Origin of the sequence: Pseudomonas sp. NPDC085632 (assembly GCF_044541255.1) — a bacterium.
Classification (GTDB): domain Bacteria; phylum Pseudomonadota; class Gammaproteobacteria; order Pseudomonadales; family Pseudomonadaceae; genus Aquipseudomonas.
Map to the genome: position 1 here is coordinate 1 of NZ_JBITSX010000012.1, position 13,934 is coordinate 13,934.

Consider the following 13,934-nt stretch of genomic DNA (forward strand, 5'->3'; position numbering starts at 1 on the left):
ATAAAACTGCCGCCAATGATATTCCCCGCCAGCGTCGGCCCCGCGACGACCATCCCGCGCCAACCGATCAGACCTACACGTTTCATCGCAACTACACCTTCTTGAAAAGTGGGCCGCTGCTTTGTATTGAATTTCGCAGCGGGCCCGAGAGATTACAGATTCCGCAGCGCGGCGACTACTGCGTCGCCCATTTCCTGCGTACCGACTTTGGTGCAACCGACCGAATAGATGTCACCGGTGCGCAAGCCTTGATCCAGCACCACGCTCACGGCTTTCTCGATGGCATCGGCCGCGTCGTGCAGATTGAAGCTGTAACGCAGCATCATCGACACCGACAGGATGGTCGCCAATGGGTTGGCGATGCCTTTGCCGGCGATGTCCGGCGCCGAACCGTGGCAAGGCTCGTACATGCCCTTGTTGTTGGAATCCAGCGAGGCCGACGGCAGCATGCCGATGGAACCGGTGAGCATCGACGCTTCGTCGGACAGAATGTCGCCGAACATATTGTCGGTGACGATCACGTCGAACTGCTTCGGCGCGCGCACCAGTTGCATGGCGGCGTTGTCGACGTACATGTGGCTCAGTTCGACTTGCGGATAATCCTTGGCCACTTCTTCGACGATTTCACGCCACAGTTGGCTGGACGCCAGCACGTTGGCCTTGTCCACCGAGCAAAGCTTCTTGCCACGGACCATGGCCATGTCGAAACCGACGCGGGCGATGCGGCGGATTTCGCTTTCGCTGTACGGCAGCGTGTCGTAGGACTGACGCTCGCCATTTTCCAGCGTACGGGTGCCGCGTGGCGCGCCGAAGTAGATGCCGCCGGTCAGCTCACGGACGATCAGGATGTCCAGGCCAGCAACGATTTCCGGCTTCAGGCTCGACGCGTCGGCCAGTTGCGGGTACAGGATCGCCGGACGCAGGTTGCCGAACAGGCCCAACTGCGCACGAATTTTCAGCAGGCCGCGCTCAGGGCGGATGTCACGTTCGATGGTGTCCCATTTCGGACCGCCAACGGCACCCAGCAGTACGGCGTCGGCAGCGCGGGCACGGTCGAGGGTTTCGTCAGCCAGCGGCACGCCGTGCTTGTCGATGGCGGCGCCACCGATCACGTCATGGCTCAGCTCGAAACCCAGGCTGTACTTGTCGTTGGCCAGTTCCAGCACCTTGACCGCTTCGGCCATGATTTCCGGACCAATACCGTCACCTGGGAGAATCAGAATCTGCTTGCTCATGCTTTCCTCGTGTCTTCAGTCGGTGCGCCATCTCAGGCGCGCCCGGAAAAATTCTTATCGCTCAGCCATCAGTACGATCACATCTGTACTGAACGAGCCGTCGGCATCAATCTCAAAATACTCGCGCACTTCGTTGCCCATCGATTGCTGCAACTGGCGGATCGCCGCACGCATCACCTCGGGTGTACGCATGCGCTCAACCCAGGTGGTGTACTCCAGACGCAGGCGCTGACGCGTGGTACTGCGCACATGCAACCCGGCCTCGCTGACCTGGCGCAGCCATTCAGCGGCAGAATAATCGCGCACATGGCTGGTGTCGCGCAGCACTTCGACGCTTTGCAGGTAAGTGTCGAACAACGGACTGCCCGGTGACAACACATCCACGAACGCCGCCACACCGCCCGGCTTCAGCACCCGGCGCACTTCGCGCAGGGCCACGCCGAGATCGCTCCAGTGATGCGCCGAATAACGGCTGAACACGAAGTCGAACTCGCCGTCGGCAAACGGCAGACGCTCGGCGGCGCCGTTGACCGTGGCAATGTTGCTCATACCGCGATCAACGGCAGCGGCGGCGACCACGTCGAGCATTTGCTGCGACAGGTCGTAGGCGACCACTTCCTTGACCAGCGGCGCGACGTGGAAACTGACGTGACCGGCGCCGCAACCCAAGTCCAGCACGCGAGCCTCGCCCTGCCCGACCAGCTCAGCCTGTAGCAGGGCGAATTCGGTGCCTTGCGCGTGAACGGCGCTGCTCAGGTAGGCGGCGGCCTGTTCACCGAATTGCTTTTGTACGACCTGGGTGTGTTGGGCGGTGCTGGTCATGGGGACTTCCCTTTGATCTTGTGGTGCCTGTTCCGGCCTCATCGCTGGCAAGCCAGCTCCCACAGGGATTTGCGGTGTTCACAAAACCTGTGGGAGCTGGCTTGCCAGCGATGGGGCCGGCCCTGACTACATCAATTCCGAATCAATCACGCGTCGCGGAACAACCACGGCTGGCTCACACGATGCCTGGCCTCAAACGTCGCAATCGCATCACCGTCCTGCAGGGTCAAACCGATATCGTCGAGACCGTTCAACAGGCAATGCTTGCGGAACGCATCGATCTCGAAGCTGTACACCTTGCCATCCGGACGCGTCACGGTCTGCGCCTGCAGATCGACCTGCAATTGATAACCCGGATTCGCTTCAACCTGCTTGAACAGTTCATCGACTTCGGCGTCGCTCAAGATGATCGGCAACAAGCCGTTCTTGAAGCTGTTGTTGAAGAAGATATCGGCATAGCTCGGCGCGATGATGCTGCGGAAACCGTATTCTTCCAGCGCCCACGGCGCATGTTCACGGCTGGAACCGCAACCGAAGTTCTCGCGGGCCAGCAACACGCTGGCGCCTTGATAACGCTCGGCGTTGAGGACGAAGTCCTTGTTCAACGGACGCTTGGAATTGTCCTGATACGGTTGCCCGACATCGAGGTAACGCCATTCATCGAACAGGTTCGGGCCGAAACCGGTGCGCTTGATCGACTTCAAAAACTGTTTCGGAATGATTTGGTCGGTGTCGACGTTGGCACGATCCAAAGGCGCGACAAGACCCGTGTGCTGAGTAAAAGCTTTCATGCTGCGCTCCTTAAATCAATTCGCGAACGTCGATGAAACGACCGTTCACCGCTGCCGCCGCCGCCATGGCCGGGCTGACGAGGTGGGTACGGCCACCGGCGCCCTGACGGCCTTCGAAGTTACGGTTGGAGGTCGAGGCGCAGTGCTCGCCGGACTCCAAACGGTCCGGGTTCATCGCCAGGCACATCGAGCAACCCGGCTCACGCCATTCGAAACCGGCCTCGAGGAAAATCTTGTCGAGGCCTTCGGCTTCGGCTTGCGCCTTGACCAGACCCGAGCCCGGCACCACGATCGCCTGCTTGATGGTCGAAGCAACTTTACGACCCTTGGCGATCACCGCCGCAGCGCGCAAATCTTCGATCCGCGAGTTGGTGCAGGAACCGATGAACACGCGATCCAGTTGAATGTCGGTGATCGCCTGATTGGCGGTCAAACCCATGTACTTCAAGGCGCGGACGATCGAGTCGCGCTTGACCAGATCCATTTCTTTCGCTGGATCCGGCACGTTTTGGTCAACGGCCAAGACCATCTCGGGCGAAGTGCCCCAGCTGACTTGCGGCTTGATCTGCGCAGCATCGAGCTCTACCACGGTGTCGAACTTAGCGTCGGCATCGGAGACCAGGTCTTTCCAGGCTTCGACGGCCATGTCCCATTCCGCGCCTTTCGGGGCGAATGGACGGCCCTTCACGTAGTCGACGGTCTTCTGATCCGCTGCCACCAGACCCACGCGGGCGCCGGCTTCGATGGACATGTTGCAGATGGTCATGCGGCCTTCGACAGACAAGTCGCGGATCGCGCTGCCAGCGAATTCGATGGCGTGGCCGTTACCGCCGGCGGTGCCGATCTTGCCGATGACCGCGAGGACGATGTCCTTGGCAGTCACGCCGAACGGCAATTGCCCTTCAACGCGCACCAGCATGTTTTTCATTTTCTTCGCGACCAGGCACTGGGTGGCGAGCACGTGCTCGACCTCGGAGGTGCCGATACCGTGAGCCAAAGCACCGAAGGCGCCGTGGGTCGAGGTGTGCGAGTCGCCGCAGACCACGGTCATGCCCGGCAAGGTTGCGCCCTGCTCCGGGCTGATCACGTGGACGATGCCTTGGCGCACGTCGTTCATCTTGAACTCGACGATGCCGTATTCATCGCAGTTGTCGTCGAGGGTCTGAACCTGCAAACGCGAGACCTGATCGGCAATGGCTTCGATGCCGCCCTTGCGCTCTGGGGTGGTCGGTACGTTGTGGTCCGGGGTCGCGATGTTGGCATCGATGCGCCAAGGCTTGCGCCCGGCCAGACGCAGGCCTTCGAAGGCTTGTGGCGAGGTCACTTCGTGGATGATGTGACGATCGATATAGATCAGCGCCGAGCCATCGTCGCGCTGCTTGACCAAATGCGAATCCCAGAGCTTGTCGTAGAGCGTTTTGCCGGCCATCAGACGGTTCCTCATCAGCTTGTTTCTATGCCCTGGGCTTATCAATAACCCTTTGGCTTGTGAGGCCGATCCTATGGGGTTAGATTAAATAACTCAAATTCATATTTTTTATGCTTTGGATAACCAACTGGAATACGTACATGGATCTGGCCAACCTCAACGCTTTTATCGCGATTGCCGAAACCGGTAGCTTCTCTAACGCCGGCGAACGCTTGCACCTGACACAACCGGCAATCAGCAAGCGTATCGCCGGGCTGGAGCAACAATTGAAGGTGCGCCTATTCGACAGGCTGGGCCGTGAAGTCGGTCTGACCGAGGCCGGCCGCGCCCTGCTGCCGCGGGCTTATCAAATTCTCAACGTACTGGATGACACCCGTCGTGCCCTGACCAATCTGACCGGCGAAGTCAGCGGGCGCCTGACCCTGGCCACCAGTCACCATATCGGTTTGCACCGTTTGCCACCGTTATTAAGGGAGTTCACCCGCCGCTACCCACAGGTGGCGCTGGATATTCAGTTCCTCGATTCGGAAGTGGCCTACGAAGAAATTCTTCATGGCCGCGCTGAACTGGCCGTCATCACCCTGGCGCCGGAGCCTCACGCACTGGTCAAGGCCACCCCGGTGTGGGACGACCCGCTGGATTTCGTGGTCGCCCCGGAGCATTCGCTGATCAATAACGGTGCCGTCAGTCTGGCGGACATTGCCGGTCATCCGGCAGTTTTCCCCGGCGGCAACACCTTTACCCACCATATTGTCCAACGCTTGTTCGAGGCCCAGGGACTGACGCCGAACATCGCCATGAGCACCAACTACCTGGAAACCATCAAGATGATGGTGTCGATTGGTCTGGCCTGGAGCGTTTTGCCACGCACCATGCTCGACGAACAGGTGGCGAGCATCGTATTGCCGGGCATACAGCTCAGTCGCCAGCTAGGCTATATCTTGCACACCGAACGGACGCTATCGAATGCGGCAAGAGCGTTTATGGCCTTGCTGGATGCACAAATCGATCTGCCAGGGACTTGAGGCCAACTTGTGCTACTCCTATAGAGCCGCTACCCCTGTGCCTAACGCCACCATCAGCTCAAGGCCTGTCCACAATGCCGAAATCTGTTGACCGAATTCCGCCGATGCCGCGTATTCAGGCGATTGACCCGCGACATTCCGAGCAGAGCTGGGAGAGTGCGCCGCAGTTGTTGGCTGCACTCAACGGCGCACGGCTCGGCGCCTGGTATTGGGATATCGAGCGTGGGCAGATCAGTTGGTCACGCGGCACCCAGGCCTTGTTCGGCTTCGATCCTCGGCAACCGCTGCCCGAAGATCTGGAGTACCTCGACCTGCTGCCGCCGGAAGACCGGGCGAAAACCGTTCGCGCCTTCCACGCGGTGATTGCCGGGGCGCCGCTGGAACAAGCGATGCACCACCGCATCCGCTGGCCTGACGGCAGCCTGCACTGGCTGGAGATCAGCGGCAGCTTGTTACCGGATAAAAACGGCCGCCCCCGAATGATCGGGGTGATTCGCGAAATCACCCACCAGCGCCAACGCGAGCAAGCCCTGAGCAGCTCCGAGAAACGTTTCGCGACACTTTTTCACCTGTGCCCGAATATGGTCCTGCTGACTCGCCAGGAAGACGGCCTGATCAGCGAAGCCAACCAGTATTTCGAAAGCCTGTTCGGCTGGCCGGTGCAGAGCGCCATCGGTCGTACCACGCTGGAGTTGGGGTTGTGGGTGCATCCGGAGCAACGCGGCGAACTGGTCAAGAAGACCAAGGCCAAGGGCGAACTGATCAGCATGGAGGTGCAGTTTCGCGCCAGTAACGGGCAGATTCACGACGGCATTCTCAGTGCGCAGAAAGTCGAACTTGAAGGTCAGCCGTATCTGCTCAGCACCTTCCTTGACACCACTGAGCGCAAAGCCGCCGAACACGCTTTGAAGGACAGCCAGGAACGCCTCGATCTGGCGCTGGACTCGGCGCAGCTCGGCACTTGGGACTGGCACATTCCCAGCGGCATGCTCTATGGCTCGGCGCGGGCGGCGCAATTGCACGGGCTCGAACCGATACCGTTTCATGAATCGTTTGAAGAGTTTTTTGAAGGCGTACCCGGCGAAGAGCGCGACAGCATGCGCGACGCCTACCGTAGCCTGCGCGAAGGCCCGGCGGGCAATTATCAGTTGACCTATCGCGTGCAACTGCCGGACGGCAGCTCACGGTATCTGGAAAGCCGTGCCCGCCTCTACCGTGACGATAATGGCGCGCCGCTGCGCATGGCCGGCACGCTGCTCGACATCACCGATCAGGTCGAACGCGAACAGCGGCTGGTGGCCTCGGAAGAGAAATTCGCCACGCTGTTCCAGGTCAGCCCCGACCCGATCTGCGTGACTCGCCAGGACAGTGGCGAGTTCATCGAAATCAATAACAGCTTTACCCAGACTTTCGGCTGGAGCGCCGCCGACGTCATTGGCCACACTGCCGAAGAAATAGGCCTGTGGGACGCCTCGGCGAAAAGCCTGCAACGCATTGAACGGGTGATTCGCGAACAGGGCCTGAGCAACGTCGCGATCATCGTTCAGCACAAGGACGGCCAGTCGCTGACTTGCGTGATCTCCAGTCGGCAGATCAGCGTCGGCGATCAACCGTGCATCGTCACCACCCTGCGCGACATTACCCAGCAACAGCGCTCGGAAGCGGCGCTGAAAGCCAGCGAAGAGAAATTCGCCAAGGCGTTTCACTCCAGCCCCGACGCCATCACCATCACCGAGCGCGACACCGGACGTTATCTTGAGGTCAACGACGGTTTCTGCCGTCTCACCGGCTATCGTGCCGAAGAGGTCGTGGGCAAAACCGTGTATCAAGTGGGCATCTGGGCCGAGGAAAAACAGCGCTCGGCATTACTCGCCGAACTGCAGATCAAGGGCCGCGTGCACCACCAGGAAATGCTCGGCCGCAACAAACGCGGCGAATTGCTCACGGTGGAGGTCTCGGTCGAGCCGATTACCCTCAATGAGACCGCGTGCCTGCTGCTGACAGCACGGGACGTCAGCCTGTTGAAGAACGCCGAAGCGCAGATTCGTCACCTCGCCTACCACGATCCTCTGACCAACCTGCCCAACCGCGCCTTGCTGATGGATCGCCTGAGCCAGCAGATCGCCTTGCTCAAGCGCCATAACCTGCGTGGTGCCTTGCTGTTTCTCGATCTCGATCACTTCAAGCACATCAATGACTCCCTCGGCCATCCGGTCGGCGACACGGTGCTGAAAATCATCACCGCGCGGCTCGAAGCCAGCGTACGCATGGAAGACACGGTCGCGCGCCTCGGTGGCGATGAGTTTGTCGTGCTGCTCAGTGGTCTTGAAGGCTCGCGCAATGAGGTCAGCGTACAAGTGCGCAATCTGGCCGACACCCTGCGCGAATTGCTCTCGGAACCGATGTTCCTCGACGGCCAGCGCCTGCAAGTGACGCCGAGCATCGGCGTGGCGCTGATCCCCGATCACGGCTCAACGCCGACCGACCTGCTCAAACGCGCCGACATTGCCCTGTACCGGGCCAAGGATTCCGGGCGTAACACCACGCAGATGTACCACAACACCATGCAGAAAGCGGCCAGCGAACGGCTGCGCATGGAGACCGACCTGCGCCTGGCGCTGTCGCGCGGTGAATTCAACGTGCACTTTCAGCCGCAGGTCGATGCCCGCGACAACCGCATCATCGGCGCCGAAGCCCTGGTGCGCTGGAATCACCCGGAACTGGGCGCGCAGTCTCCTACCGAGTTCATCAAAGTGCTGGAGGACAGCGGCCTGATTCTCGAAGTCGGCACCTGGATCCTTGACGAAGCCTGCAATGCCTTCAAACAACTGATCGCACAGAAACGGGTCGACCCGCTGAATTTCAGCCTGTGCGTGAATATCAGTCCACGGCAGTTCCGTCAGAACGACTTCGTCGAGCGCATCGAGCACAGCATGAGCAGCCACGGCCTGCCCTGCTCGCTGCTGAAACTGGAAATCACCGAAGGCATCGTCATCCAGAACCTGGAAGACACCATCAGCAAAATGCGCCGGCTGAAAAAACTCGGCGTGAGCTTTGCGATGGATGACTTTGGCACCGGCTACTCGTCACTGACCTACCTCAAGCGCCTGCCGGTCGACACGTTGAAAATCGATCAGTCGTTTATTCGTGATGCGACGACCGATCCGAACGATGCCGAGATTATCCGCGCGATTGTTGCCATGGCGCGCAGCCTGGAGCTGGAGGTGATCGCCGAGGGCGTGGAGACCCCGGAGCAGCTCGCGTTCCTGCAAGGTTTGGGCTGCCATTTGTATCAGGGTTATCTGCACAGTCGACCGGTTGCGCTGGAGGATCTGAAAAAGCTCCTGCCATAACCGGTGCACGTTGCAACAGAAGCGCAATTGCCACGGTTTGCGGCAACCTGTAGGGTCGCGGTTTTTGCGCCGTTTCGAGATCTGTCATGCAGGATGCAACCCTCCCCCGCCCGGCTCTGCTGGGCATCGACCTTGGCACCACCAACAGTCTGATCGCCGTCTGGCAGGACGGTCAGGCCCGACTGATTCCCAACGCTCTGGGCGACGTGCTGACGCCATCGGTGGTCAGCCTCGATGAAGACGACACCATTCTGGTCGGCAAAGCCGCCCGCGCCCGCCTGACCACGCACCCGGATCGCACCGCTGCGGCGTTCAAGCGTTTCATGGGCAGCGATAAACAAGTTCAGCTCGGTGCACGTCAGTTCAGCCCGGAAGAGTTGTCGGCGCTGGTGCTCGGCTCACTCAAGCAGGACGCCGAAGCCTTTCTCGGCCACCCGGTGTCGGAAGCGGTGATTTCCGTGCCGGCGTATTTCAGTGACGAACAACGCAAACGCACGCTGTTTGCCGCCGAACTGGCCGGGCTCTCGGTGACACGCCTGATCAACGAGCCAACTGCCGCCGCGATGGCTTATGGGCTGCATGAGCAGAAATTCGAACGCACGCTGATCTTCGATCTCGGCGGCGGTACCTTCGACGTCACGGTGCTGGAATACGCGTTGCCACTGATCGAAGTGCACGCCTCTACCGGCGACAACTTTTTAGGTGGCGAAGACTTCACCGCCGCACTGTTGCAGGCCTGCCTGAAACACTGGCAACTGACCCCGGCCATGGTCGACGCGCAAAGCATGGCCAGCCTCGGCGACGCGCTGGAACAGCTCAAATGCAAACTCGGTGAAGGGCTCCAACCACTGAGCTGGCGCCATGCTGACAAGACGTTCGAATGGTCGCTGGACGAAGCGGCTGCGGTGAAAATCTGGGAACCGCTGCTGGCGCGTTTGCGCGCACCGATCGAACAGGCGCTGCGCGATGCCCGACTCAAGCCCCGCGACCTCGACAGCCTGGTGCTGGTCGGCGGTGCCACGCGCATGCCGGCGGTGCAGCAAATGGTTGCAACACTGTTCGGGCGCCTGCCTTATCGGCACCTTGATCCGGACACGATTGTTGCGCTGGGGGCGGCAACGCAGGCCGCGTGCAAGGCGCGTGACGGGGCGGTGGAAGAACTGATCCTGACGGATGTCTGCCCGTACACGTTGGGCATCGAGACCATCCGTGGTAAAGAAATCGACGGCGCGTTCTCGCCGATCATCGAACGTAACACCATCATCCCGACGTCCCGGGTGGAGCGCTATTTCACCACCCACCCTCAGCAAGCACTGCTGCGCATCGCGGTCTATCAGGGTGAGCGGCCGTGGGTATGCGACAACATTCTCATTGATGCGTTCGATGTCACCTTGACGCCCACCGCACACATCCAGGCGCTGGATGTACGTTTCAGTTATGACATCAACGGGTTGCTCGAGGTGGACGTCACCCTGCTCGAAACCGGCGACCGCCACAGTCACAGCATCGACCGCAGCCCCACCGGCCTGGATGAGCAGGCACGCCGAGACAGCCACAATCGGCTGTCAACGCTGAAGGTCCATCCACGCGACGCACTGCCCAACCGCACGTTGCTGGCCCGTCTGGAACGGGCATGGATGCAGAGCCTCGGCACGCAACGCGAGCACATTGCCGAGTGGCTGCACAGCTTCACCACCGTGCTCGGCGGCCAGCAATCAGCGGAGATTGCCAGCCATCGCTCAGAGCTGAACAAGGCGCTGGATCAACTGCACCTCTAGCCGTTGAGCCGCCGCAAAGCCACCTGCAAACCGCCGGACAGCATCTCGCTATCGCCGCTGTCCGGTGGCACACCATAGCGGTTGGGCAACTTGTCACCGGCAAGCCCGAACAACACCAACGGCAGGAATGGCAAAAACGGCGTCAGCGCCATGAAGATCAGCAACGTCGGAATGCCTCTGCCCATGTCGTGCAATCGACGCAGAATGGCGCCGAACACCAGCAGCACGCCCAATAGCAGGATAAGAATGCCTGCGCCCGTGGTGCCACTGATCAACCCTGCCACCGGCGCAATCACCAAACACCCCAAGACCTGAGCGATAAAAGCCTTGCGCCCCAACCGCGAACCGAGACGCCAGATCGCTGTCGCCGGTACCGGCTGCACATCGCTTTTCGCCAGCAGCAAACGCTCCGACCAGGACAGCAACGCGCACAAGGCCAGGCGCAGGCCGACGCCGTTGTGCACATCGTCCTTGCCCTGCTGCAACTGCCGCAGAACCCGGGTTTTCGGCACGCCAGCAGCGCCATAACGAATCAAGCCCTTGAGCGCATCCAGCGCTTCATACGCCAGCAGTTTGTCGACACCAAAATCCGTCAGCACTTTGCGCGGCGGCCACACCGGTTCGCCTTTGATCAAACCGTCGCGGAAGCCTTCGAACCAAGCATCCTCACAGCTGATCGCCGCGATCGATTGCAGCAGTGCGCGATGCTGCTCGGCACTCAGGCTCGGGTCGTGATAGAGCACGCCCCAGAACATCATCAAACCCAGCAAGTCGTCGCCGCATGCCGCACGATCACTTTCGAGGCAGGTGTAAAGCAGGCTATTGGCCGGCAACCGCACGCTGTCGAGTGCCTGCTGTACGCTGAACAATTGCTGCACCAACAAGCCGTGCACCGGGTCATTGCCTTGCAGCCATCCGAGCAAACCGTTACAACTGCCTTGCTCGCGCAGCAAGCGCCGCAACAGTGGCTGCAGTCGACTCAAAGGATGAGCCGGATTGAAGGGCAGGCGCTCCAGGCACTGCACATCAATCATTTGCAGCCAGCGTTCAGGCTGGCCCAGCAACGCCAGCAAGAACAAGGTCTGCGCGTGCCACTCCCAAGTGGCCTCACCGAGCCCGACCGGTGGCAACTGAATCCCGCGTCGGCTCAACTGCAGAATCAAATCGAGTTCGGACAAATCACAGTCGTCTTTGACCGCAGCCAGCTTGAACGCATCTGCCAATCGCTCCAGCGCAGCGTCGCTGTAAGGCCGCAAGCGCCGCAACCACAGACGACAGACCTTGTGCGGCTCGCCGTCGGTCAGCACCTGCGGCAATGACCGCGAACCTGAGTCCGCGGCGCTGAACGCGCTCATGGCCAGCGCAATCGGTGCCTCGCCCAGCCAGCGCAGGTGTTGCTTAGCCTGATATTTGAACCCGCTCATCACCAGGCTTTCGAGAGCATCGATGGGCAGCGGTGCATCCACAATCTGCTGCAACAACGCTGTATCACCGCGATGCAGCGCCCAGGCATGCCGGTACAGATGCAGCAATCGGCTGTCGGCATTTTCGCCCAGCAATTGCGCGAGCAACGGCAGTTCATCACCCGTCATGCGCCAATCAACAAAGCTTTGCGCAAGGCTCTCAAGCTTCAGCCTTCCGACACCCAGCCAACGATTCAGTGTCTCGGGATGTTGTGACGGACTGCCATACACTTGGTCGCCATCGCCAAGATCCTCCGGCCAGTCAGAGATGCCCTGCAGGCGATCGAATGCCTGAATCAGCAGGGGCAGAAAAGTCGGCTGGCGCTTGGCGCACAGCTCCAGCAGACGACTTTCCGCCATCGGATGGCGATGCTCGTTCCACAGCCGGATCCAGCACGGCAATGCCTGATCGTCCCGCCCGAGCAGACTGCTCTGACAGGCCAACAGGTAAAGCCAGTCGACATCATCCGGTGCTGCAAGCTGCTGCTCGACGCAGCACTGCAAAAATGTTGGCACGCCGATGCCCGCCTGAGTGAACTGCACCAACAGCCGCTTGAGGAACGCGGCATCATTCGGCAACGGCAGGCAGGTGTGCCGACTGGCGAAGTCGGCGAACTCGTGGAGGGGGCGCTGGCTGAAGATAAAATCGAGGCTGCGGGCGTACCAAAGCGATTCGGTCTGGGCGGCCTCTGACCATGTGCTCATCAGATCCGTGTCGAACGGGTCCGGCGTTTCGATTCGCTGCAGAAAGAATCCCACCTGATGCGCGTCGTCGAAGCCCAGATCCAGCAACTGTTGATCCCAGGCCATGCGTTTGGCCAACAGATTCGCGCAGCGATACGACAACGGACCGGCGTCGGCCATCCGGTGGTACAGCGGCCAGCTGAGTTCATCGAGCACGTCCAGCGAAAGCTCATCCAGCCCTCGAATAAAGGCCTGCCACGCGGCGAAATTGAACCGGCGCGCGGGATCATCCAGCAGCTCGCAAAAATCGCCGAACACTGGAGGGACCTCAACAACAGTCTGTTCTGAGGCTTGGGACTCGTACTCGTCCTCGGGCTCTTCTTCCTCTTCCTCACGCGCCAGACGCAAGGCGTTTTCGTAGGCCGCGCGCAGCGCCTGGAAGCCTTGCGGATCGGTCTCCGGGTGATGCGCTGGCAAACGTGCGCGGTAAGCATTGCGAATCAGGGTTTCGTCGGTGGTAGGCTCAATGCCCAGGCGGATCCAGCAACTCATGACCAGTCGAACTCCTTGAGCGATGCCGGGCGTGGCGGCAAATCAATTTCCCTGTGCCACGGCAGATCAGCAAGGAACTGAGGAATGTTCTCGGCAAGGCCGCGGGCAATCCGCAGGTTAAGGGGGTTGGCGCCTTGTCGGTCCAGCTCACGCGCAAGCTCATCGTCGCTGGCGCTCAGGCAGGACCAGAAAGTCCGGCCCACGACAAAGCCATCGAAGTAAGCCATCCAGCTGCCGTAGTGAAATTGCGCTCTGAGGGCCAAACGGCTGTGCAGCCAATTGCTTTCGTCGAGGTCAATCCACTGATTGCGCACCGCGCAACGCAAGAGAAAACCCATGCGGCCATAGTCCCAGGACAAAATCCCGCCCGGCCCGCAACTGCCGAACGTGCGACTGGCAAACTCATGCAGGGTGCGTTCACGGGGAGAGAGATCGTCAAGCAAGGCCTGCCATTCACTCGGCAGACAACGCTGCCACGCCAGATAGGCTGCGCTGAGGTGCTTGGCATGGCCGTCGTCGGTCATCCGTTCGAGCATGTCGAACAGTTGGCCACGGTCATCGATACCCCAACTGTCCTGCAGATCGATGTAGCGATCGTTGCAGAACGCCGGGTCGTCGTAGCTGGCGCCGGTATTGATCGCCGCCATTGGCGCAGACAGGGCGCACAGCCAGCGCTGTTGAATCTCGTCCATGAAAAAAGGCTCCAGGCCGACCGGTGAGGAATGGGGGTCGGCAAAACTGCCGCGGATTGTAGAGAAACCACCGCCAGCGGCAAAGTCGAACAGCGCTTTTCTTGCGCGCA

Annotated in this window: 9 protein-coding genes; 3 read left to right on the forward strand and 6 right to left on the reverse strand. The window is 60.5% G+C overall.

Annotated features, from left to right (window positions below; all coding sequences use genetic code 11):
* Positions 1-152 precede the first annotated feature (152 nt).
* From leuB to leuC, 4 genes are all read right to left on the reverse strand, one after another.
* Positions 153-1,235, reverse strand: a complete 1,083-nt coding sequence (leuB, locus tag ACIF4X_RS11405; RefSeq protein WP_397482195.1) for a 3-isopropylmalate dehydrogenase — start codon at positions 1,233-1,235, stop codon at positions 153-155.
* A 54-nt stretch (positions 1,236-1,289) separates the two neighbouring features.
* Positions 1,290-2,057: a class I SAM-dependent methyltransferase gene (locus ACIF4X_RS11410; RefSeq protein WP_397482196.1), complete on the reverse strand. Its 768-nt coding sequence runs from the start codon at positions 2,055-2,057 to the stop codon at positions 1,290-1,292.
* Between the two features lie 146 nt (positions 2,058-2,203).
* On the reverse strand, positions 2,204-2,848 hold the full coding sequence (gene leuD / locus ACIF4X_RS11415; RefSeq protein ID WP_397482197.1) for a 3-isopropylmalate dehydratase small subunit: 645 nt from the start codon (positions 2,846-2,848) through the stop codon (positions 2,204-2,206).
* A gap of 10 nt (positions 2,849-2,858) precedes the next feature.
* Positions 2,859-4,277 (reverse strand): 3-isopropylmalate dehydratase large subunit, encoded by a 1,419-nt coding sequence (gene leuC / locus ACIF4X_RS11420; protein ID WP_016984527.1) that lies wholly within the window; start codon positions 4,275-4,277, stop codon positions 2,859-2,861.
* A gap of 140 nt (positions 4,278-4,417) precedes the next feature.
* On the opposite strand from leuC, the gene ACIF4X_RS11425 reads away from it, so the two are divergent.
* The 3 genes from ACIF4X_RS11425 (at position 4,418) to ACIF4X_RS11435 (ending at position 10,433) form a co-directional block, all read left to right on the forward strand.
* Positions 4,418-5,302: a LysR family transcriptional regulator gene (locus ACIF4X_RS11425; protein ID WP_397482198.1), complete on the forward strand. Its 885-nt coding sequence runs from the start codon at positions 4,418-4,420 to the stop codon at positions 5,300-5,302.
* Between the two features lie 74 nt (positions 5,303-5,376).
* A complete protein-coding gene (locus tag ACIF4X_RS11430) occupies positions 5,377-8,655 on the forward strand; it encodes a PAS domain S-box protein (protein WP_397482199.1) in 3,279 nt (1,092 codons plus the stop codon).
* Positions 8,656-8,741: 86 nt separating this feature from the next.
* On the forward strand, positions 8,742-10,433 hold the full coding sequence (locus ACIF4X_RS11435) for an Hsp70 family protein (RefSeq protein WP_397482200.1): 1,692 nt from the start codon (positions 8,742-8,744) through the stop codon (positions 10,431-10,433).
* On the opposite strand, the gene ACIF4X_RS11440 is transcribed toward ACIF4X_RS11435, so the two are convergent.
* Positions 10,430-13,132, reverse strand: coding sequence for a DUF805 domain-containing protein (locus tag ACIF4X_RS11440; RefSeq protein ID WP_397482201.1), 2,703 nt, complete (start codon positions 13,130-13,132; stop codon positions 10,430-10,432). The genes ACIF4X_RS11435 and ACIF4X_RS11440 overlap by 4 nt on opposite strands.
* Positions 13,129-13,824 (reverse strand): DUF1266 domain-containing protein, encoded by a 696-nt coding sequence (locus ACIF4X_RS11445; protein ID WP_397482202.1) that lies wholly within the window; start codon positions 13,822-13,824, stop codon positions 13,129-13,131. The genes ACIF4X_RS11440 and ACIF4X_RS11445 overlap by 4 nt, the downstream gene beginning before the upstream one ends.
* Positions 13,825-13,934 lie beyond the last annotated feature (110 nt).

What these genes read in the sequence shown, in the direction of transcription:
- leuB (WP_397482195.1), bottom strand. Translation starts at nt 1,235, where the DNA reads ATGAGCAAGCAGATTCTGATTCTCCCAGGTGACGGTATTGGTCCGGAA.
- ACIF4X_RS11410 (WP_397482196.1), bottom strand. Translation starts at nt 2,057, where the DNA reads ATGACCAGCACCGCCCAACACACCCAGGTCGTACAAAAGCAATTCGGT.
- leuD (WP_397482197.1), bottom strand. Translation starts at nt 2,848, where the DNA reads ATGAAAGCTTTTACTCAGCACACGGGTCTTGTCGCGCCTTTGGATCGT.
- leuC (WP_016984527.1), bottom strand. Translation starts at nt 4,277, where the DNA reads ATGGCCGGCAAAACGCTCTACGACAAGCTCTGGGATTCGCATTTGGTC.
- ACIF4X_RS11425 (WP_397482198.1), top strand. Translation starts at nt 4,418, where the DNA reads ATGGATCTGGCCAACCTCAACGCTTTTATCGCGATTGCCGAAACCGGT.
- ACIF4X_RS11430 (WP_397482199.1), top strand. Translation starts at nt 5,377, where the DNA reads ATGCCGAAATCTGTTGACCGAATTCCGCCGATGCCGCGTATTCAGGCG.
- ACIF4X_RS11435 (WP_397482200.1), top strand. Translation starts at nt 8,742, where the DNA reads ATGCAGGATGCAACCCTCCCCCGCCCGGCTCTGCTGGGCATCGACCTT.
- ACIF4X_RS11440 (WP_397482201.1), bottom strand. Translation starts at nt 13,132, where the DNA reads ATGAGTTGCTGGATCCGCCTGGGCATTGAGCCTACCACCGACGAAACC.
- ACIF4X_RS11445 (WP_397482202.1), bottom strand. Translation starts at nt 13,824, where the DNA reads ATGGACGAGATTCAACAGCGCTGGCTGTGCGCCCTGTCTGCGCCAATG.